Genomic DNA, 18910 nt, shown 5'->3' on the forward strand with positions numbered 1-18910 from the left:
GCAGGTTTCTTTGCGGTTCGGCTGTGAGGCAAGGTCATGAGACTCGAGGAGGACGTCGAGATCGAGGCCGGGCCCGCCGCGCTCTTCCGGCTCTCGCAGGATTACGGCCGTCGCCTGGAGTGGGACCCGTTCCTGAAGTCGGCGAGCCTCGTCGGCGATGCCCGGGCGGCCGATGTCGGGGTCCGCGCCCTCTGCGTCTCGCGCAGCGGGTGGGCGATGGAGACGGAGTACGTCTCCTTCAATCCGCCTCGAACCACGGCCGTCAAGATGACGAAGGGGCCGTGGTTCCTCGAAAGCTTCGCGGGCTCGTGGCGGTTCGAGGAAGTCTCGCCGGGTCGGACCCGAGTCGGCTTCCGCTACAGCCTGCGGGCCCGGCCGAGGTCGCTCGCCTGGCTCCTCAACCCGATCCTCTCCATGGTGTTTTCCCGAGACACCCGCAACCGCCTTCGATGCTTGAAGGAGGCCGTCGAGCGTGGCGATCTCATGCCCGACGCAGGGCCAGACGCCTGAGCATTCCCTCTTGCAACGTCATGCCGCCATGAAATGAGCATCTTATTGTCAGATCGATCGAATGACATGGAGATCACTTGATGCGGATCTCATTCGATCTCGATGATACGCTGATCTGCTACCAGCCGGGCACTCCCTGCGAGCCTCGACCGCGCCGGGTTCGGTGGCTGCTGACCTCGCGCGAGCCGCTGCGGTCGGGGAGTCGCGAGTTGATGCTGGCGCTCGAGCGGCGAGGGTGGGAGGTCTGGATCTATACGACCTCGTACCGGACGCCATGGTCGGTCCGGCGATGGCTCAAGTCTTACGGGATACGCGTCGGGCGGGTCATCAATCAGAAGGGGCACGAGCGGCGGATCCGGCAAGCGACCCCTCCGCGGCCCCCGAGCAAGCATCCGGGGCTCTTCGACATCGACTTGCATGTGGACGACCTGGAGGGGGTCCGGATCGAAGGGGAATGGCATGGCTTCCGGGTCCTGGTCGTCGCCCCGGATGATGTCGAATGGGCGGAGAAGGTCCTTTCCGCGGCCGAGGCGATCCGAGCCGGATCCGACTTCGCGTCGTAGCCTTGGGCTTCGTAGAACGGGTTTCGAGGCGATCCCCACGCAAGGCGATCACCCCCGGCGGAGGTCGGTGCCGGGGCGTTTCAGGAGCTTGGGTGAGAGCTGGGTGCGGACGTAATCCTCGATGAATTCGAGGTCGATCCCGAGCTGCGCGAGTGAGAGGCGGGTGCGGACCATCTTCTGGGCGAGGGGGATGAGCTCGCGGACGTGGTCGCGGGCGTAGTCGATGATCGCCAGGGGGGAGCGGAGGGCCCCGGCGTGCTCGGGCGCGACGGGGACGCTGCGGTCGAACTTCGCCTTGATCGCGTCGTGCAGGCAGAGGTCGGGGTAGGCCTCCTGCAGGGCCCGCAACGCCAGGAAGCCGTTCGGAAATTGCTGGAAGAGGTTCGCGGCGTCGGTCGCGTTGATCTTCTCGATGCCGGTGTCTTCTTTGCGGTGGCGCGGGAGGTACGTCTCGCGCCAGTCGATCGGCTCGCGCACCCGGATCTCGCGACGCGACGAGGAATACGGCCGCGGCGAGGCCGGGCGAGGCTCCATCTCCTCGGGGATCGGCCGGTCGGTCGAGGGGCCGCGGAACCCGCCGAGGAAGTCGGCGATCAGGTCGTCGGCGTTGGCGGCGTCGAGGTCGCTGGGGAAGGCGTGGCGCGAGATCGCGGCCTGCACGAGGTTCCAGGCGTCCTCGATGCGATGGAACTCGGCGACGTCGCCCCCCTTGTCGGGGTGATGCTTGCGGGCTAGGCCTCGGAAGATGCGCTGGGCCTCCTCGAACGTGGCGTCGTTCGGGACCCCGAGGGTCGCGAATGCCTCGACCGTCTCGGCGTCGAAGTTCAGGCCGCGTGCCACCTTCTCGAGCTCGCCGGCCTCGGGGCCAGTCGCTCCGTCTTCGCGAGCCATGCGGGGGCTTCCTCAAGCATCAAAGCCGGTTTGACGTTTCAAAGGTGCAAGACCGTTGCACCTCTGCCTCGATGCTATCCTTCGGCCCATCGGCAATTCAAGAGCCTTCGTGGGTGAGGTGCGGCTTTGGAAGGCTCCTGGGGATCAAGGATGGTCTCAAAAGGACCCGATCGTGAAATATCCGATGGGGCTTCCGCGAGAATTCGCCAGGAGCAGGGCGATCGACGCGGCACAGAACCCCGCCGCCCCGCAGGCGCAGAGCCAGGCCCGACTGAGGACGGCCTGTCGAACTCCGAGGATGAACGGGACCAGCAATGCGGTGCTCGCGACGTTGCCGTGCATGAACGGCTCGGACATCATCAACGCGATCGCATAAATCGAGAGGGTGGTGGACGAGAAGGAGATCACGATCCGAAACGGATCCTGGCGAACTTCCATGAGCCGGACGATTGCCTCGACGATGAGCATGGCGACGGAGAGGAGGCTCACGACCGCGGGAATTCCCGAGTCGATCCCGAGCCGGTAGTGCCTCGGGCCGGCGAACTCGGCGAGGCTGGCGTAGCCGACTCCCAGGATGAGCGGAGCATACATAAATAAGATGTTGAGGCAAGTCCGAATCACGGCACGAGGGCTCCTCGCATCCCAGGTCGGTCGACATCCATTCTTCCGAGGGGCTTTCTCATCGCGGGAGACCATCCGGGGGTGTTGGCAACGGTTGGTCGGCCTGGGGACGCCGCTGCCTGGCGTGGGCGATCAGCAGGCCGAGGCTGAGCGCGATCGCCAGGGTTCCGCCCACCATGAATGTTAATTGGCCCATCGCCATGCCCATGCCTCGCCTCGGCTTGACGGGATGATCGCCATACCGGGCGATGAGGTCGCAGATGATGCCCGCGAGGATCGCCTGGACGACGGCCCCGATCACGGCTCCCGCGATCGCCGGGGGGAAGGGGGGCGTCATCCGCCACTTGCCGAGCCTGGCGCCGATCAACGGGCCGAAGACCGGGAAGAACAGGAGCACGAAGACCACCATCCCGATGCTCCCGAGCGCCCCGACGAGCGCGCAGCCGAGGGCACTGATCAGCACGAGGAGCATGATCATCCAGAGCCGTATCGTCGGCAACCGCCTGGCGGGTTCAAGCATGGCATCGGCCTCTCGTCCCGATCGAATCGATCTCGAAGGACCCCGGGCGGTCTGACGCTCTACGCCCCGTCTGTGTCGGCCCGGCGTGGCCGACGCAATTCGAACTCGGCGTCATGGCTCGGAGCCGGCCCAGGCCCGCGAGGTGCACCATGCCGGCGTCGGTCACGCGTGCGAATGGCGCGTGGCTGGCCGAAGACGCGTAGAGATATAACTCCTCGGGGTCGATAGGGGCGAAATGTTCCTCGAATTCACGAATCCGAACCGCTCGGGACCTCCGAGGCCCGCGGGCCGATGTTGACCCGGGTCAACACGCAGGGCGCGATGCGACTTCCTCGCCTTGACCCGGTCCTGAAATTTCCGTATTCCTCCGTTCATGCCTGGACACAAGGATACATATATCGGCCACCTGGACGCGGACTGCTTCTATGTCTCGGCGGAGAGGGTGCGCGACGAGTTCCTCATTAAAAAGCCGGTGGGGGTGCTCGGGAACCAGGGGGCATGCGTCATCGCCAAGAGCTATGAGATGAAGGCGGCGGGGGTGAAGACGGGGGAGCCCATCTGGGAGGCGCAGGTCAAGTGCCCGGAAGGGGTGTACATCAAGCGGGATTTTCGCTGGTACGAGGTGCTCAGCCGCAGGATGCTCGAGGTCGTCCGCGAGCTGTCGGGGAGGGCGGAATATTACTCGATCGACGAGTTCTTCTTCGACGCCACGCCGCCTCGCGGGGAGACGCCCGAGCGATATGCACGCCGGATCAAAGACCACGTCATGAAGACGGTGGGAGTGCCGGTCACGGTGGGGATCGCCAGGACCCGGTCGCTGGCCAAGCTCATCTCCGACTCGGCCAAGCCCGAAGGCGCCCGGGCCGTGCTCAACGCCGACGAGGAGGCGGAATTGCTGGCGAACCGGCCGGTGACGGAGATCACCGGCATCGCGGGACGTCGAGAGCGGAAGCTCCTGCCCTGGGGGATCCGGACCTGCCTCGACTTCGCCCGCGCCGACCGGCGATTGATCCGCGAGCTGCTCACGGCCACCGGCGAGAAGCTCTGGTGGGAACTGAACGGGGATCCGGTCGAGCGGATCGCCACGGAGCGACCCCCCCACAAGGCGATCAGCCGGGGCGGCAGCTTCGGCGAGGCCTCGGCGTCCCCCGTCGTGATCTACGCCTGGCTCGTGCGGAACATCGAGCGGCTCATCGAGGAGCTGGAATATTACGAGGTCCGCACCGGGCGGGTCACGGTCTGGGTCGGCTATCGCGACGGCCAGGCGGGCGAGGGGCACGCGACGCTCGAGGCCCCGACCGACCGCTTCGACGTCCTGCTCGACACCTTGCGCCCCTGCTTGCGGAAGGCCTGGATCCCGAGGGCCTCGGCCAATCGCATGCACCTGATCGCCGACGGGCTCGTGCCGAGGGCGAAGAGCCAGCTCGGCCTCTTCTCGCCCGCCGACCCGAGGTCGGAGGCCCTCGCCAGGCTCAAGCGCGAGGTCAACGCCCGCCACGGCCGGTTCATGCTCCGGAGCGCCGCCACGCTGCCGCTGCCGGGGGTCTATCGAGACCTCTCAAACGGCTACGACATCTGCGACGTCCACGGCAAGACCTGCTTCTGATCCCGACGAGGGGCGTGAAAAAAGACGAGGCCGGGCACGAAAACCGATTGGCACGGTCAGGAGCTTCGTTTCCGAGGTCGATCCATGGTTCTGGAGTATTCTTGACGGACTTCGAGTGTCATGAAATTGACTTATTCAATAACAGCTCCCCTTGGAAATTCTTCGAGTCCAAGTTTGATTGCACCGCGAGGATGATCGCGGAGCGAATCCATCGAGGCACGCCCAGGCGTCCTCTCAGCCCAATTCGAGGCGGAAGCGGGCGCGTTGGTTGGCGGCGACGGTCAAAATGCGGGCGAGGGCCTCGAGTTCGACCAGAACTTCGCCCTTCCATTCGAGCCCTTTGACGGCATCGGGCTTCGAGCGGATGTGCTTGGCGAGGGCCTGCATCGCGGCCTTGCCTGTATTCGGGTCGAACCATTCGGTGCTCTCGCCCATGAGCTTGATCAGCTCGTCGGGGTCGCCGCTGAAGTCGTCAGGGATCGGGCGATTGTCCACGAAGGTGGTCAGCGGGGTGAGCTTTGCCGCCTTCGCGATCTCCTCGAGCTCCTCCATCTCATAAGCGAGTGCCTCGCCGGTCGAGTCGAACTTGGTGCCGTTGAGTTTCGGCTCGAAGACCGGGTAGATGCCTAATCCCACGTCAATCCTCCGGTGCGGGTCGTTCGATACGCTTTCGCTCGGCTGAAACTCGTCGGGCCGTCCGGGATCGTGAAGTCCAACAAGCTTGGTCATTAACGGCTCGACTCGTCCCTGGGTTCGAAGGCGAGGTGGCGGCGGAAGAAGGGGAGGACGTCGGTGGCGATGCGGCCGGAATCGCCCCAGTTCGATTCTCCCCAGGCGCCGTTGTATTCCTCGGCCTCGTGGACGATGCCGAACTCGTTGAGCTTGTGCGTCAGGGCCCGGTTCGAGAAGACGTGGTCGTGGTTCGGGTCGCTGCGGTCCCAGTCGAACTTGAGCCCTCGCAGAGACTTCAGGTTATCGGCATATTGCGGGATCATCGACTCGAGGAAGAAGCTGTTGCGCAGGCGTTCGGTGAGCTTCGCGTCGATGACGAGCCGGCCGGCCGACTTGCGGGCGGGGAGGTCGATGAACAGCGGCGGCTTGTCCGGGTTCGGCAGGTGCGCCTGGAAGATCGTGGTGAAGATCCAGGAGACGCCCGAGGCCTTGAGGTCGTCCTTCGACTTCGCGTTCGCGAGCAGGTCCCAGTCGGGCAAGGAGTCCATGACCCGCACCCCGGAGCCGGTGCCGACCGGGTGCAACCCATAGACGGAGCCGAAGACGTCGGGATGCTTCATGCCGAAGCGGATCGCCCCGTAACCCCCCATGCCGACCCCGGCGACCCCCCTCGAGTCGCTCTTGGCCAGGGTCCGGAAGTTGGCGTCGATGTCGGGGACCAGCTCGTCGACCATGCAGTCTTCCCAGTCGCCGGTCACGGGCGAATTGACGTACCAGGAGCTGCCGAACGGCGTCCTCATGTCGACGCAGACGAGGATGAAGCCCTCGATGGAGCCGCTCGCGATCGCCCGGTCGAAGAGGCCCTGGGCGTCCTGCGTGTCGAACGCCGCGCGGAAGCTGCCGTCGAAATCGCTCGGCAGGAAATAGATCGTCGGATAACGCCTCGTCGAGCCGTCATAGCCGGGGGGCAGGTAGACGACCATCTTCCGCACCGGGCTGCTGCCGACCTTGTTGTGGTCGAAGTGCCTCGAGGTGAACTCCCGTTCGACGAGCCGGCCCTTCGCCGACTGCGCCTGCGACGGAGTCTCCCCCAGGGCCATGAACCCCAGGGCGAGCACCAGGCCTCGAACGACTGGCAAACATCTTCCGATCATCGGATCCAACTTCCCGTGCGGGGTCGAAAGTGCGACCAGGAGCGAGAGGAAGCTCGATCTTATCCCGCGGATCCGGGCCCGGCAACGGAGCGAATTTCACCATTCCTGATGCGTGAACGGCCAGGCTGGTTGTCGGACGACCACCCCGCGCAGGAAAACTCGCCGCCGACGCCGGGGGCATCGACAGCGAGCCGGTTGTCCGAAGGTGGTGGGCAAGACCTCTCGCGCGGACGCTCAGGGCTTGACCGTGTCGCCGTCCTGGATGAGCTGGACCCCGTCGACGACGATCTTGTCGCCCACGACGACCCCTTTCTTGATGACGAAGAGGTCGCCAACCTCGGTCTGGACCTCGATCTCGCGCCGATGCACGACGTTCTTGCTGTCGACCCTGTAGACGTAGCGCTTGTGGAGGTTCTCGAACGTCGCCTTCTGGGGGACGACGATGGCGTCTTTCAGGATGCTCTTGAGGACGATCGTGGCGCTCTGGCCGTGCCGAACCACGCCCTTCGGGTTCGGGAAGTCGGCGCGGAAGGCGATGTTGCCGGTCTCCGAGTTGAACTTGGCGGCGATGGCCCCGATCGTGCCGGGTTCGTCGAACTTGCGGAGGTCCGCCAGCTTCAGCTCGATCTCCGGGTCTTTCTTGTTCTGCTTCTTCTCGACCATGTATTCGAGGTAGCGAGCCTCGGGGACGTTGAAATAGGCCCAGATGACGCTGTTGTCGGACAGGGTCGTGACGGCCTCGCCCTTCTTGACGTTCGTCCCTTTCTGGATGAGGATCGGGCCGATCGCGCCGTCGAAGTCGGCCTTCACGTCGGTCACGTCCGGATCCTTGACGAGCTCCTCGGTCGCGTCGGTCTTGATCGGGATCATCCGGATGATCGGATCGCCCTTCTTGATGGACTGACCTTCCTTGACGAAGATGTCCTTGAGCTCGCCATTCAGGTGCGCGCGGATCTCGACGAATCGGTGAGATTTGACCTTGCAGACGTAAGTTTGCGAGAGCGTGACATCCTTGGCCTCGACGGTGCCGACCTTGGCCTTGCGGGCCTCGTCCAGCGGCCTGGCCCCGTACGACACGTTCTCCGAGGGGGGGAGAGACATCAGCAGAAGGGTGAGTGTCAGGCCCCTTGCGAGTTTCATCAAACCTCCACGTGTGGTTCCCTCGATACGCTTCCGCCCGGCTCGAACCGAGGTCCCTTGCAAGTATCTTGCCTCGCTGCCCGCAATCGCGAATGCGGGCGTCTCGACCTCACATTATTGGACCCGGATCAATTCCCCATGTCCAGGGGAGCATGGGCAAGGAATCTCCGGTGGGAAGTTGGCTTCCCGTTTTCGCGGGAGGTGCGGCATCATCCGACCCGGTGCCGAAGTGACGGCCCGCTCGTCCCGATCCCGAATTATCGGGCGAGGTGCCCTCGGCAACTCCTGGGCATTGCGATGGCCCCGGGATGGGAACCGGCCGGGTTGCCCGGTTGGATCAGGGCGTCGGACGGCAGCCCGAAGGCAAGGAGTCAAACCGAGATGCGAAAGCCCCGGATCACGATGCGCCGCCTGATGATCGCCGTGGCCGCGTGCGGCCTCCTGATCTGGGTCGGCGATCGGCTTTACGTGTACTGGGTCAGGCTCCCGCTCTATCGAGACCGCGTCCGCTTTCATGCGTTGCATGAAACCGCCAGGATCACGCGACTCCAGGACGCGACGCACACCGCCGGCCCCGAGGAATTGGTTCAACTCAATCGCGCGTGGGCCGCTTACCACGCGACCATGCGGCAGAAGTACGAGCGAGCCGTCGCCAGGCCCTGGATCACGGTACCTCCCGAGCCGCCGACGCCGAACTTCTTGAGCGACTCGAAGACCGGGCGTTCGGTCGACCTGCATTATCGTCGACCTGCATTATCAATGATCTCGCACGCGGAGGGTCCGTCGGGCATGCTCCTCAATTAAATCCTAGGTGTTCGGCTGTACAAGTTTCGCTGCCGCCGGTAACATGCCTCGGTCGAGAATAAGAGGTGTATTGCGCGATGATCGGAGACGCTCATTGCCATGAACCGTTGACGAGGGGGACCGATGTCGAGGCGAGAGAAGCCCTTCGGGCAAGAACGCTGGACCTGGGATGAGATCGACGCCGGCCGGCGTTTCACGAAGGCCGAGAAGCGCTGGAACCACATGGCGAAGCGGGGCGGCTGGGAGCGGGATCTCAACGGCAATTACGTCATGCCCGCCGCCGCGGCACCGCTTTTCATCGTCCTGTTACTAGGCGGGTTCGTGCTCGCCGTGCTGGAGCCCAAGGGGGTCGCTTACGGGAAGGGGCCACACCATGAGACGGCCTCGATGGTCCTCGTGGGGATGTGCCTCTTCTTCCTCGTCTATGTCGGGATCTGGCTATTGGTCCACACCTTGATGTCGCGGGCGAAGGAGCACGCGGCGAGCCAACCTCCGCCGCCGACCTCGACACCGCCGCCTACGCCCGTCTTGCCCGGCACGAACAGGGAGCTCAAACCCCTCTACGAGTACGTCGGCGACGCATTCCGATGGCTCACGCGCGATGCGTTGGAGCACCTCGGCGCCGCGGTCGTGGGGGCCTGGAATTCCGTCGGCCGGGGATTTCGCAGCCTCCCCGAATGGCTCGTGGCCATCCTTGGCGGGCTCGCCTTCGCCCTGCCTGTGGTCGGGCTCATGATCTACTTCCTGCGTTGAGAGTCCGAGGGCCGAGGCCGTTCGTCGGCGCGATGAAGATGGAGGAGCAGGGGGCATGGATCTCGCGAAGACCCTGGCGCTGCTGAAAGGCGGGCCCGCCGGGATCAAGGAGTGGAATGCGTATCGCCGGGCCGGGGGAAAGTGCCCCCATTTGCAAGACGTCGACCTCGCCGGGGCCGACCTGGCTGGGGCCAATCATGAGAGTCGATCTGCTCGATCTTCCTCCTCCACGACCCGGCCGACGAATCTTTCGCCCGACAACTCCACACGCGCATGTACGCCGATGGGTTCCGCGTCTGGTATGACGTGATTGAACATGAATCGGCCAGGGTCTTCACCGAACGGATTGAGGAAGCCTTGCGCATGCATTCGCGACTCCTGATCGTCGTGTCGGAGGCGAGCCGCAAGGCCGAGTGGCTGCGAACCGAGTTCGGCCGCGCGTTCCTGAAAGGCAAGAATGGGACGATCGCGATCGCGCACGCGATCAGCCTCCTGAGCCCCGACGACCTGCTCGAATGGAAGTGCTACGTCGCGTCCTGCTCTCGCGACCTTGCGGAAGTCCAGCGTCGTTCAGGGATTCCCGACTTCTCGCGCTGGGAGGATCCGGATAGCTTCGAACGGGCCTACGGGCAACTCGCGGAGGCCCTCACGAAATCTTGAGCCGTCGCGAAGGCGAAGCCTCGGGATCGAGCCCAGGGGCGAAACCTCAGCGCAGTCGCCGATGCTCCGAAGTCCGGCCGAGGAACCTCGAAGGATGAATATCCCGACCGAAGACGACTGGCGCAGCGAACCCTGGCATGAGGACCTCGCCTGGGCCTACAAGCACTTCCGCGGCAAGACCCTGGACGAGGCCGTGATGCTCTTCGAAGAGAATTCCCTCCTTTACCAGGATGCTGTCATGTACATGCCCCGTCGCGTCTTCGGCTATTACCTCGGGGCTTACCTCCGTTATCTCCTGTCCGACGCCGCCAGGGGTGACTCCGATGGCGCAAGCGGCTTCATCACCTTGATCCACCACAAGGCCGGGCATCAACGCGAGGACCTCGTCCCCGTCTGGAACGAGGTCGAGCCCGTCTTGAGGAGGCTCGCCGAGCACCAGGACGATTTCGGTGCCGAGTGGGCCATCTACGGCTGTTTCCGCACCCGGATCCGCGAGATCGTGAAGCTTGGCTTCGAAGTCTCGTTCGACACGTCGACCCCGGAGAAGGTCCCCGAATCCGTGACTCTGAGGGACATGGGCTTCGGAGATCGCTCGACGCCCTTCACGGTCGCGGCCCAGGTCTTCCGCAATTCGGGGCTCGGCCCCATCCCCGACGACGCGACCAGGGCCGACATCCTCCGCATCTTTGGGCCGCCGGTCGCCTCGGGCGGCGGCGAACACCCGAAGTACGGCCGCATCCCCGATTGGATCCGATACAATCGCCCCGACTGTCACCTCCGCTTCGAGTTCGACGGGGAACGGGTTACAGGCGTGATGTTCTCTTCACCGCATTATTCGATCGAATCCCCATCTCCTGCAAGTCCGAAACCTGATCAACCCTCCGCGGGAAATCGGCCCATCGAGACCTGGGACGATTTCATCAAGGCCTACCCGCCGAACGACGATTTTGACGAGGATACCGGCCTGCGTAACAACGGGCTTTAGTCGACCGGGAATAGACGTGAACATTCCATCAAGAATCAAAGAAATCGATTTCGCAAGCGTTCCACGAAATCAACTCGCTGATTTGGAGAGTTGATCTTACATTAGCTTGATTTCGGGTGATATTTGCCGGCCCGGCGAAATCTGCCGGGGCTATGTGAGAATCCCCCCCGAGCTAATCGATGACATATCGTCGCCGCTTATTGGATTCGCAGAATACTCCCAGGAATCAAGTTAAGCCCCGATCGAAGCGGACGATGTAGTTCGCCCCGGAATCGCTGGAAGATCGGCGTCTGCTGACGGCGGCCCGGTTCGCCTCGGGTTTGGAGCACGAGACGGCCCTGCCGGTCGAGACGTCCTTCAACCGGCAGGACTTCAACGACGGGCGGTTCCTCGGCTCGAAGGCGCGCGACGGCTCGCCGATCGACTTCAACAACGACGGCCGGGCGGACATGATCATGCTCGGCCTGGGCTACGTCGGCGATGGGACCGATCGCCTGCATCAATCGATCCGAACCCAGTCATCACCGAAGATCTCTAGCTCTTGGGGCGGCCGACGGCCCAATCTTCGAGCCTCGGCGACGGGGCGAGGCGTCCGAGCCCCGTTCGCCGGACGAGGCCCGCCCGAGCGGAGGCCTCGCCATGCTGCACTACCCCAAGATCTCCGGGAGCCGAGGCTGTCCCGACGGCCGCTGCCTCGCGTTCGAGAAGTACGACGGCACCAACCTGCACTGGGACTGGGACCGCGACTTCGGCTGGCACGCCTTCGGCACGCGTCGCGATGAATTCAACCTGACCGACGGCGGCATCGAGGCCTTCTCGGAGCGTCACGCCCATCTGCACGAGGCCCCCGGCGTCTTCCTCGCGAGCCTGGCCGAGGGTGTCGAGCGGGTCTTCCACGATGTCCCAGCCTACCGTGAGTTCCCCTCATTCAAGGTCTTCGCCGAGTTCCTCGGCCCCAACTCGTTCGCCGGCCTGCATCGGGCGGACGACCCGAAGGAATTGCGGATCTTCGACGTCCAGGCCGAGCCCTTCGGCCTCATCGGTCCTCGTCGATTCGTCGACGACTTCGGCCATCTCCCCATCGCCCGGGTCGTCTATGAGGGAAAGCTCACCGGCAAGTTCGCCGAGGAGGTCCGCACCGGCAAGCACGGCGTCGCCGAGGGCGTCGTCTGCAAGGGAGGCCACGGCGGCCCCGACCTCTGGATGGTCAAGATCAAGACCTATGCCTATCTGCAAAAGATCAAGGCCGCCTTCGCCGATCGCTGGGAGGATTACTGGGAATGACCGCCGAACGCTCCGGCGTATTTCTTCGAGCCGAGTCCCGTCTCTCGGTGGGCAATCGAATCGGCCTCGCCTCCGAGGGGCCGAGCTAATTCAGGGACGCGAAGCCCGAGCGATAGGCGCGGCGGGCGAGGTCGGCGTCGCGCCGGAGTTCGGCCGCCAGGCGGTCCGGACGGAACGCGCGAGGCGCGAGGGTCATCCTCGCGCCGAGTAGGCCGAGGTCGCGGATCGCGTCGTCGCGATCTGGGACGACGATCAGCGAGGTCAGGCCTTCCGGGACAGGGGAGGTGGTCGGCTCGTCGTCATTCGGCCGGGTCATGGTGTGTTCCTCTCGAAGGATGATGCCGCGGAGAACTGGAGCCTCGCTCGGTCCGATCCCAACAGGGACGACCGAAGGCCGGGCACGTCGCGAGTTGCATCATCGATCGATATGCCTCTTCGCGATATATCGTGCGCAGGCCCTCATCAAGGGGAGACCAGGATCGTACGACTCAGGGGCAGTCCAATCCCGAGATGCTTTTCAGGAATAGGTGACAAAAGTTCACTGCTAATCCAAATTACAACGCCCGCTCGTCCGGCGTCAACGGGGAAGATTCGTAATTCCATGGGCCGAGTGTGGTGCCGTCGGAGTGGCCTGCCGCCGGCGGCGAGGCCAGCAATCCGGAAGGAGGGAGTCTCGGGTTGCGGGGGGGGCACGTCCGGCGCCGCCGCTTGGGTCGTCACGAGGCTCGCACGCCTCCCGCCCGCCTGGCGCCTCGGTTCGGGGCCGGATCTGACCTTGCCGAAACCTGCGGGGCCTCGATCGGCCCGGTGGACTCGGCGGGATCGCCCCGAAGTTCATTGGGTTGATGAATTAAGGACATGAACAACCGATCGTAGCCTGGTCGTCGAGGCTCTCATGAAGGGCATGAGGAGCCGATCGAAGATCTCGCAACCGTCGTTTCAACTCTTGACATACGCCATCAATCCAAGCACACTCTCCGCTGACTTTCCCCCCCCCCCCGAGTGAATTCATAGAGCCAGGATCAGGAGAGCAGGATGCACCGAATTTCGGAATTCGATGCGCTCAGGGGTATAGCGGCCATCACGATCGTGGTCCACCACTTCTGGTTGCCGTCGTTCTCGCCGATGGCGACGGCGGTCAATCTGTTTTTCGTCATATCGGGATTCTTAATCACGGGTATCGTGCTGAAGAATCGCGGGGAGCGGGGGTTCCTCAAGACCTTTTACATAAGACGATCCTTGCGCATCTGGCCGATCTACTATCTGGGCCTGTTCGCGGTGGTGGCGTACAACCTCGCGTCGCCAACGCGCGAGCCGATGGATGGTCTGCCTTATTACTTGCTCTACCTCCAGAAGCTCCCCTGCTACTGGATGAGCCCCGAGCCTCCGTTCATCCACTCGTTCCTCCATACGTGGACGCTGGCGATCGAGGAACAGTTCTACATGTTCTGGCCGCTGCTGATCTGCCTCGCGGGCAGGAAGGCCGTCGTTCCGCTGGCGTTGGCCTTCGTCGCGCTCCCGGTCGCGACCAGGGTCGCGGGGTTCAGCCCCTGGATCCTGCTGACGCAGTGCGACGGCCTCGCCCTGGGGTGCCTGCTCGCGGGCCTGCTCGCCGGCCGATCGTGGTCCGAGGCCTCTCGCCGACGCTTCCACGCGGCCCTGCTCGGGCTCTGCATCGTCGGCATCCTCTTCACGGTCGCCGGCGCCCCCGCCCTCGGGCGCCTTGGGGAGGGCTGGCGGCCGATCGCCGCGAGCCTCAAGATCTCGTTTACGAACCTCTTCTACTTCGGCCTCGTCGGCCTGGTGGTCGGCCACTCCGGACACCCAGCTCTGGCGATCCTCAGGGCGCGCCCCCTCGTCTATCTCGGGACGATCAGCTACGGCCTTTATCTCTATCACTACATCATCATCATCACGGTCCAGCAGTTCTTCGCCCATCATGGCCTGACGCGACCGTGGTGGATCGATGTGCTGGCGTTCGTCGCGACGCTCGCCGTGTCCGCGCTCTCCTGGCGGTTCGTGGAGCGGCCGATCCTGGCGCTGAAGGATCGGTGGAACTACCGATCCGAGGCCCCCACGGCGGACCCGGCCGGGAAGCGGGAGCTGGCGATCTCCCTGGGCTCCTGACGTCGACCATGCCCCCCGAGAGGGTCTCCAGGCCGGCAATATGACAAACGTCGGAATTATGCCTCTCGGAGTCCTTCCAAGCCGGGCGGCTTCTGATAGGATCGACTCGGGTTCGCGGCGAGGGCGTCGCGAGTCTCGGGTCGAACGCCTGACGTGCGAGCGAGCCTTGATCGGGCTCGTCGAGGGGGGATTCCATGCGCCTGCCCAGGATGACCATCGAGCGGTGGCTGATCACTCTGGCCCTGCCAATCGTCACGGTGGCCGGTGCCTTGCGCATCCGTCACGGGATCGAACTCAGGCATCAAGATGCGTGCGTCACCAACCTGAAATACATCGGGCTGGCGCTCCACAATTATCACCTCGCTTATGGGCGGTTCCCGTCGGGTTCCCTGGGGGGGCCGAGCCTGCCGCCGGATCGTCGGCTGGGTTGGCCGGTCACGATCTTCGTCTTCATCACCCAGGGCCTGCAACTCGTCTATGACCCCCTCGAATCCTGGGACTCTCCCCCGAACGTGCGGCCGCAGTTCATGCATACGAGCACGGACGGCGAACCGCCCCCCTTCCTGACCTTGGCGAAGGATTCCAACGGATACCTGCGATGCCCTTCGGACCGCTCCAGGCCGAAGGCGGACGTAACCTGGCCGACCTCCTACATCGGGGTCGCGGGTCTCGGCAGGGACGCGGCGGCCTTGCCGTCGGGCCACCCACGCGCCGGGGTCTTCGGCGACGATCGGTCGACCAGGCTCGACGAGATCAAGGACGGGGCCTCGACGACGATGATGCTGGTGGAGACCACCACGGCCGTCGGCCCCTGGAACGCCGGCGGCCCCGCGTCTGTCCGGGGCCTCGACCCGGCTCGAAAGCCCTACATCGGCCCGGGTCGACAGTTTGGCGGCGCGCATCATGGGAAGGCCAACGTGATGTTCGCCGACGGTTCCGTGCGATTCATCTCCGCGACCATCAATACAGCCGTCTTCAGGGCCATGACGACCATCGCCGGGGGTGAAGACCCGAACCAGGCACGATCGCATGAGCGTTGACGCCGAGTATAACGGAACCATAGACATCTAACCCGGATGCAATGGCCGCAATCCGGAGAGGATACCGCATGGTCGGATGAGCCGCGCGATCCCGTGGGGAACACTGATGCGTCAAAGTCATCGATGCCTTGTCGCGATCACAATATCGGCGTTGATAACCCTCGGCCTGGGCCGGGCCTTCGGCGATGACGTGGATCCGAAGGAGGCCTTCCGGCGCGAGTATCTCGAGGCGGCGAAAGTCCTGGAGGCCCACTACCATGACATCAGCGTCGAGGTTCATACCCATACGCGCAAGCGTTCCGACGCCGGCGTCGAGGAAACCAACTCAAGGCAGTTCCTGAGCCGTTCGGGGCGCAACGCCTGCGTCATCTCCTCGACCATGGGTGAAAGGAATCTCCCCGCGCCTGCCAGGAAGAAGCTCGGCCCGGACATGAGTTCGCTCGTCATCGGCGCGGGTTCGCCGGAAAGGATCACGTTCTACAATTCGGAGCACGCGACGAGTTTGCTGCGCACCCCTCCTTCCAGGCTCTTCTCCATCATCTCATCCAACGCGGTTATCACCGGGACAAAGAGTAGAGTCGACAGATCTCTCGCCCTATCGATCGACTGCGGCACCCTCGCTGCCGGCGGAATTTCGATTGCCACCTTGTTGTCGGATAAAGGTTCCTTCCTCATCGAGAATATCGTGCGAGAAACGGGCCCTGACGGGACGGGTAGGCTGCGCGTTACGCTATGGCACCCCCGAAATCCAACGACCGAATTCCCGGAGAAGAATTCCAGATTTCTCCGGCAGGCGACATTCGTCTTCAATCCCGGGGAGCATTGGGTGCTCGACCGCTACGAAATGCGTTGGGGTTACCCGAGATTTCCACTGACTTTGTTCGAAGCCGGGACGGTCGAATATGAGGGTTCGGTGGGTGGGTTTCCGACGCCTAAGCGAATACACGTGCGTTCGTTCTCCGTCACGGACGAAGTCTACGGCGCCAGCAAATCCGAGGCGGCCCTCGCGGCACTGGCCTCCCGAAGCCGCGGGGGCTATGAGGAAACGCAGGAATTCCACAATTTGACGCTCGGCTCGAGCCCCGATTGGGAATTCACGACCGGGGCCTTTGGAGTCATGCGCGGCTCCCCGCCGGGCAAGCCGTCGAAAGCCGCCGGGATCCCGCCCTGGTTGCTGCCGGGGACGGGGCTCACGTTCCTGCTCGGTCTGATCTTCAAGTGTTACGAATCGAGACATCACCGAGTCTATACATTTCAGAAAATCTCTTGATCCTTCGCGGGGCCTGGCGGCGCGGCACGCCGGGAAACCGGGCATTTTCGCGCGGGATAGCTCGCGGTCCGGACCCGGAGTTCGCCCCCGTCGGCTGGAAGCGGATTGCCCGGGGGGCAGCACTTTGCGTCGGCCGGCCACGAGGCCGAGAGGGACGCGCATCGGATTGCATCACACGCGGGGCTTGCGGATGATAGACTCCTATCGAGTTCGAGCTTGTCGATATCAGGTGGTGTCAAGCTCGGGCCACCCGAGGCCGCCGGGCAGTCCTTGCCCGGCGGCCTTTTCGCGTTAGCGGTCGGTGGTATCCCTGGCAGATCTTAGCGCCAAGATGTGAGGTCGGAGCGGGGGCGATCGAGCCCTTCAAGTCGATCATCGAGCACGAGAGCCATGTTCGTTCAAACGATGACTCGCCTAATACATCACGAAGACCACGAAGGGAAATCCCGCACCATCGACGCCGGCTCCCTCGACCACTTCCCGTCAAGGGCGTCCCGGCGGACGTGAGCACTTTGACACATGGCTCAACAAGCGATGCCCCAGAGGCGAGCGTCAAGCACGAGTGGCATTTCGGACGCAGGCTCGCAAGCATTGAGGCGGGACGTCATCACGGGATGCATGGATACGCTAGTCCCATTCTTGATAATCGGCCAGGCCCCTCGGGCAAATAGGTCTAATTAGGCTGCAAAGAGGCTTTCTTGCCCCGCAGACTTCGGGGCCGAAGGTGCGTCTCGGCGGCGCTTCCGAATGGTTTACTGCGCATCATCCATGCAATGAAGGAGATTCCTGAACCGCATGCAGGATAGGAGCCCACCTGCGTGTGGCCCGACCGAGCAGGTTTTCACCGGGATGGGCGGCTCGAGGGGTCAACGAGAGTCATGAATTTCAGTCCGAAATTATTAGAACATGCTCATTGCTGGGCAACCTGGTGCCTGCATCCGGGATTGGCCGATTTCTCGAGGGCCTGGGAATCGCCGTGGAGCCAAGAAATGCTCCCTTGCGCAAAAAATTTTCGACTGGATGATCCAGGCCTTGAACCTGCCATGACGTTTGGATCGTAGGCATGTCCCGATCATTAAATCGGCTAATTGACCTTCGAGGTCAACTTGTGAGCGTTCGCGCTGTCGCGATCGTAATGGCTGGATCTGGCACGACCGAATTCGTTGTGTGCGACTCTGTGGCTTGCGGAACTTGAGCGGGCTGGGTACTTTGGCATGAGATGCGCCTTACGCGTACATCAACGAATGACGTTAGCACCTGCCAGATCTATAATTCTTCGCAGGGGTGTCGCTGCGTCGTTTGCATCCCAACATGGGTCGAGCCGACTATAACTGTTGCATGCACGGGGCTACTCGAATGGCACCAGGGATCACCGTCCGTCGTCGCAATACTCAGTTCCGCCCCGGGTTCCAGCCGGAGGCCTTGGAGACCCGCGTCGTGCCGTCCGCCTCGCCCGGCGTCGCGGCGCACGTGGCCGTCGCCAATGGCGGTGCGCGAGCCCAGGTCCACGCCGCCGCGGATACGCCCGCCGTCTCCATCACGGACGGCACGGTCCTGCTGGGCCGGTCGGGCAAGGGCGCCACGGTGATGAGCTACGTCACGCTGTCGACCGCCTCCACGAACCGGATCGCCCTGCAGTACAACACCTCCGCGGTGACCGCCAACGACTCGGGGCCGCTGCGCGAGTTCGTCCCGAAGCAGGGGACCCTGATCATCCCCAAGAATTCGCTGTACGGCGTGATCCGGACGAAGGTCCTCCGCCCGGGCCCCGGCACCGACGTGGTCTACAACGTCAACCTGACCTCGGCCACCAACGCGACGCTCCAGAACGACGCGTCGGGGCACGCCCCCTTCTCCCGCATCGTGATCCGCGATAACCGGCTCCCGGTGACCGCCCGCCCGACGTTGAGCGTCTCGGGCTCGACCGTGACCGAGGGCAGCGCTGCGACCTTCACGCTGACCCTCTCGTCGGCCACGACCCGCGACGTCTCGGTCCGCTACACGACCGTCCCGGGCACGGCGTCGACCTCGCGCTACGTGGGAACGGCGGGTATCGCGACCATCCCGGCCGGCCAGACCTCGGCGACCATCTCGGTCCCGACCGTCAACGACCCGGCGGCCAGCGGAACCCAGACGTTCAGCATGTACATCTCCACGGCGGCCAACGCCTACCTGTCGACGTTCGTCGCGAACGCCAACATCAACGACACGGCCACGGCCTGATCAACGCGGCACCGGAACTCGATAAGCCAGCGGCCTCAGGAAGGGGGGCGATCCCCCGACCGAGGCCGTTTCGCGCGCCCATGCATT

General features: G+C 64.0%; 20 protein-coding genes. 12 read left to right on the forward strand and 8 right to left on the reverse strand.

Annotation, left to right across the window (positions count from 1 at the left end):
* Positions 1–36: 36 nt before the first annotated feature.
* Together ACOYYX_RS07380 and ACOYYX_RS07385 are read left to right on the forward strand one after the other, a co-directional pair.
* Positions 37–510, forward strand: a complete 474-nt coding sequence (locus tag ACOYYX_RS07380) for a type II toxin-antitoxin system RatA family toxin (protein ID WP_422929286.1) — start codon at positions 37–39, stop codon at positions 508–510.
* Between the two features lie 80 nt (positions 511–590).
* Complete coding sequence (locus tag ACOYYX_RS07385) at positions 591–1073, forward strand: hypothetical protein (protein ID WP_422929287.1); 483 nt, start codon at positions 591–593, stop codon at positions 1071–1073.
* A 48-nt stretch (positions 1074–1121) separates the two neighbouring features.
* On the opposite strand, the gene ACOYYX_RS07390 is transcribed toward ACOYYX_RS07385, so the two are convergent.
* The 3 genes from ACOYYX_RS07390 to ACOYYX_RS07400 form a co-directional block, all read right to left on the reverse strand.
* Positions 1122–1964 carry a DnaJ domain-containing protein gene (locus tag ACOYYX_RS07390; protein ID WP_422929288.1) on the reverse strand — a complete coding sequence of 281 codons (843 nt, stop codon included), beginning with the start codon at positions 1962–1964 and terminating at the stop codon, positions 1122–1124.
* A gap of 156 nt (positions 1965–2120) precedes the next feature.
* Positions 2121–2585, reverse strand: a complete 465-nt coding sequence (locus ACOYYX_RS07395) for a hypothetical protein (protein WP_422929289.1) — start codon at positions 2583–2585, stop codon at positions 2121–2123.
* Positions 2586–2643: 58 nt separating this feature from the next.
* On the reverse strand, positions 2644–3105 hold the full coding sequence (locus ACOYYX_RS07400) for a hypothetical protein (RefSeq protein ID WP_422929290.1): 462 nt from the start codon (positions 3103–3105) through the stop codon (positions 2644–2646).
* Between the two features lie 373 nt (positions 3106–3478).
* Between ACOYYX_RS07400 and ACOYYX_RS07405 the strand changes: the two genes are divergently transcribed.
* Entirely contained in the window at positions 3479–4711 is a 1233-nt protein-coding gene (locus ACOYYX_RS07405) for a DNA polymerase Y family protein (RefSeq protein ID WP_422929291.1), read from the forward strand.
* Between the two features lie 234 nt (positions 4712–4945).
* Here ACOYYX_RS07405 and ACOYYX_RS07410 read toward each other — a convergent pair whose 3' ends face one another.
* From ACOYYX_RS07410 to ACOYYX_RS07420, 3 genes are all read right to left on the reverse strand, one after another.
* Positions 4946–5347: a hypothetical protein gene (locus ACOYYX_RS07410; RefSeq protein WP_422929292.1), complete on the reverse strand. Its 402-nt coding sequence runs from the start codon at positions 5345–5347 to the stop codon at positions 4946–4948.
* Positions 5348–5439: 92 nt separating this feature from the next.
* Entirely contained in the window at positions 5440–6522 is a 1083-nt protein-coding gene (locus tag ACOYYX_RS07415; protein WP_422929293.1) for an alpha/beta hydrolase, read from the reverse strand.
* 249 nt (positions 6523–6771) lie between these two features.
* Entirely contained in the window at positions 6772–7677 is a 906-nt protein-coding gene (locus tag ACOYYX_RS07420) for an efflux RND transporter periplasmic adaptor subunit (RefSeq protein ID WP_422929294.1), read from the reverse strand.
* Positions 7678–8058: 381 nt separating this feature from the next.
* Between ACOYYX_RS07420 and ACOYYX_RS07425 the strand changes: the two genes are divergently transcribed.
* The 4 genes from ACOYYX_RS07425 to ACOYYX_RS07440 all read left to right on the forward strand — a co-directional run bounded on the left by ACOYYX_RS07425 (position 8059) and on the right by ACOYYX_RS07440 (position 10879).
* Complete coding sequence (locus ACOYYX_RS07425; RefSeq protein ID WP_422929295.1) at positions 8059–8481, forward strand: hypothetical protein; 423 nt, start codon at positions 8059–8061, stop codon at positions 8479–8481.
* 123 nt (positions 8482–8604) lie between these two features.
* On the forward strand, positions 8605–9234 hold the full coding sequence (locus tag ACOYYX_RS07430; protein WP_422929296.1) for a hypothetical protein: 630 nt from the start codon (positions 8605–8607) through the stop codon (positions 9232–9234).
* 273 nt (positions 9235–9507) lie between these two features.
* Positions 9508–9894, forward strand: a complete 387-nt coding sequence (locus ACOYYX_RS07435) for a TIR domain-containing protein (RefSeq protein ID WP_422929297.1) — start codon at positions 9508–9510, stop codon at positions 9892–9894.
* 94 nt (positions 9895–9988) lie between these two features.
* Positions 9989–10879, forward strand: a complete 891-nt coding sequence (locus tag ACOYYX_RS07440; RefSeq protein ID WP_422929298.1) for a hypothetical protein — start codon at positions 9989–9991, stop codon at positions 10877–10879.
* Between the two features lie 226 nt (positions 10880–11105).
* Here ACOYYX_RS07440 and ACOYYX_RS07445 read toward each other — a convergent pair whose 3' ends face one another.
* On the reverse strand, positions 11106–11330 hold the full coding sequence (locus ACOYYX_RS07445) for a hypothetical protein (protein WP_422929299.1): 225 nt from the start codon (positions 11328–11330) through the stop codon (positions 11106–11108).
* 188 nt (positions 11331–11518) lie between these two features.
* Here ACOYYX_RS07445 and ACOYYX_RS07450 point away from each other — a divergent pair, with 188 nt between their 5' ends.
* Positions 11519–12163, forward strand: coding sequence for a hypothetical protein (locus ACOYYX_RS07450; RefSeq protein WP_422929300.1), 645 nt, complete (start codon positions 11519–11521; stop codon positions 12161–12163).
* An 85-nt stretch (positions 12164–12248) separates the two neighbouring features.
* Here the strand turns inward: ACOYYX_RS07450 and ACOYYX_RS07455 are convergent, their stop codons facing one another.
* On the reverse strand, positions 12249–12479 hold the full coding sequence (locus tag ACOYYX_RS07455; RefSeq protein ID WP_422929301.1) for a hypothetical protein: 231 nt from the start codon (positions 12477–12479) through the stop codon (positions 12249–12251).
* 719 nt (positions 12480–13198) lie between these two features.
* Between ACOYYX_RS07455 and ACOYYX_RS07460 the strand changes: the two genes are divergently transcribed.
* The 4 genes from ACOYYX_RS07460 to ACOYYX_RS07475 all read left to right on the forward strand — a co-directional run bounded on the left by ACOYYX_RS07460 (position 13199) and on the right by ACOYYX_RS07475 (position 18823).
* Positions 13199–14290 (forward strand): acyltransferase family protein, encoded by a 1092-nt coding sequence (locus ACOYYX_RS07460; protein WP_422929302.1) that lies wholly within the window; start codon positions 13199–13201, stop codon positions 14288–14290.
* A 194-nt stretch (positions 14291–14484) separates the two neighbouring features.
* Entirely contained in the window at positions 14485–15330 is an 846-nt protein-coding gene (locus ACOYYX_RS07465) for a DUF1559 domain-containing protein (RefSeq protein WP_422929303.1), read from the forward strand.
* Positions 15331–15406: 76 nt separating this feature from the next.
* Entirely contained in the window at positions 15407–16600 is a 1194-nt protein-coding gene (locus ACOYYX_RS07470; RefSeq protein WP_422929304.1) for a hypothetical protein, read from the forward strand.
* Between the two features lie 1356 nt (positions 16601–17956).
* Entirely contained in the window at positions 17957–18823 is an 867-nt protein-coding gene (locus ACOYYX_RS07475; RefSeq protein WP_422929305.1) for a Calx-beta domain-containing protein, read from the forward strand.
* Positions 18824–18910: the final 87 nt, after the last annotated feature.

It is taken from the genome of Singulisphaera chitinilytica (assembly GCF_049331405.1).
Taxonomy (GTDB): domain Bacteria; phylum Planctomycetota; class Planctomycetia; order Isosphaerales; family Isosphaeraceae; genus PoT.